The sequence below is a fragment of the Flexivirga sp. genome, from assembly GCF_035551235.1.
Classification (GTDB): Bacteria; Actinomycetota; Actinomycetes; order Actinomycetales; family Dermatophilaceae; genus Flexivirga.
This window is the reverse complement of sequence record NZ_DASZNO010000043.1, coordinates 1-1921: the sequence shown is the minus strand read 5'-3', so window position 1 is coordinate 1921 and position 1921 is coordinate 1. Positions and strand designations below refer to the sequence as shown.

The 1921-nt window shown below is 70.1% G+C and carries 2 protein-coding genes; both read left to right on the top strand.

What is annotated here, in order from left to right; genetic code table 11:
* On the top strand, positions 1–879 hold an 879-nt coding region (locus tag VG502_RS15010; protein WP_168523854.1), incomplete at its 5' end, for a DNA-processing protein DprA.
* Positions 876–1664, top strand: a complete 789-nt coding sequence (locus tag VG502_RS15005; RefSeq protein WP_168523856.1) for a M48 family metallopeptidase — start codon at positions 876–878, stop codon at positions 1662–1664. The genes VG502_RS15010 and VG502_RS15005, both read left to right, overlap by 4 nt.
* Positions 1665–1921: the final 257 nt, after the last annotated feature.

Below are 1921 nucleotides of genomic sequence, written 5' to 3'. Positions count from 1 at the left end.
ATGCCTTCACGCGATGAACTGCACGCCAGGCTGTTCCTGCTGCGCGCAGCCGAACCACCAGCACCCGCCATCCACCAGTACGTCGCCGTCCACGGGCCGGTCGACGCCCTCGCGCGCATCCGGCACGGCACCGCCCCCGCTGCCGTCCTCAGCGAAGTCACCCGGCCCGAAGCCCAGATCGACGACGACCTGCGGGCCCTCGACAACGGCTCGGCGCGCTTGCTCACGCCCGAAGACGGCGACTGGCCGCTCGGGCGGCTGACCGGCCTGGCCAGCCTCGGCGTCCCGCTCGCGCTGTGGGTGCGCGGTAGCGGCTCATTGGCCGAGCTCACCAGCCTCGCCGTCACGGTCACCGGCGCACGTGCCTCCTCGGCGTACGGAAACACGATCGCTGCGGACCTCGGCTACGAGCTCGGCCGCGCCGGGGTGACCGTCGTCAGCGGCGGCGGCCTCGGCGTGGACGAGGAGGCGCACCGCAGCGCACTGGCTGCTGACGGCCGGACGATCGTCGTACTCGCCAACGGCGTCGACCTCACCCATCCGCACCAGCACGCACGGCTCTACCAGACCGTCATCGAGCAGGGCGGATTGCTGGTCAGTGAGTACCCGATCGGCACACCCTCCGCCCGCATCCGGTTCCACGCGCGGTGCCGGCTGTTGGCTGCTCTCGCCGCGGCGACCGTCATCGTCGAGGCAGGACAGCGCAGCGGTGCCCTCGGCGTCGCCCGTGCCGCTGGAGAACTCGGCCGCCGGGTCTACGGCGTGCCGGGCTCGATCCACTCCGTGACGTCGAAGGGCGTGAACGAGTTGCTGCGCACCGGCGCGGCCACGGCGGCCAGCTCGGTCGAGCACATCAACTACCAGGAGGGAGTGCGATGACCGGCCCGGACGCCTTCCGGGCCGCCCTGGCCGCCCTCGACCTGCCGCCCGAGTGGCAGGTCGAGGTGGCCATCCGTCCACGACGGCGCAAGACCGGCCTCCAGGTCAATCCGGGAGGAGGTGTCGCCGCGCTGATCCCACCGACGGCCGCCCCGGAGCAGGTTGCGCGGTTTGTCGGCAGCCATCGTCGATGGATCACCGAGAAGGTCGAGAGCGCCACGCGGTTGGCCCCGAATCACGCGGTCAAGCAGTTCGTCGACGGCGAGGAGTTCGACCTGCTCGGCCGGCGCTACCGGCTCCAGCTCGTCGACGCCGCGCCCGCGGGCACCGCACAGCTACCTCTGGTCACGTCCGACGGCATCCTGTCCGTGCGGAGACAGCGGACAGAGCTGGTCCGCCGGGCAGTGATCGGGCTGTACCAGCAGGTCGGGCTCGCCTGGTTGCGCCGCGAGGGACGCCAGTACGAACTGGACGGCCACATCACCGGCCTGAGCTACGCGGTTCGCGACCTCGGCCGGCGCCGATGGGGCATCTACGAGGGACCGTCGAAGCACACGACGACGCTGCACTGGGCCGTGTTCGGCCTGCCGCTCCGGTTGATCGAGTATGTGCTCGTCCACGAACAGGCCCACGCCACCCAGCCCAACGGAGCAGCTCATGGCCGCGCCTGGAAACGGCAGATGTACCTGTGGATGCCCGACTGGCAGCACCGCAAGGCCGAGCTTGCGGAGGTCGGCAGGCACGCCTGGCTCGGAGACCACAAGCCAGGCGTGCGGTCGACCTAGTCGCGAGCAGCCAACCGGCGGGCGACCTCGGGCGCGACCGGAGGTCGCCCGCCAGCACCAGATGTCCTAGCCACAGGGATGATAGACATGTGTGATAGACACAACGAGACGACGAACGTTCACCGTGAGCAAGACGGTGACGCCCTGCGAGAGAGGCTCCCCGATGAGCGACCCCGAGGAAGTCCTTCAGCTTCGTGCCTGCCGAACCGAGGTCGAGGGGATCAAGAAGGAACTGGACGACGCCCGCACCCAACAGG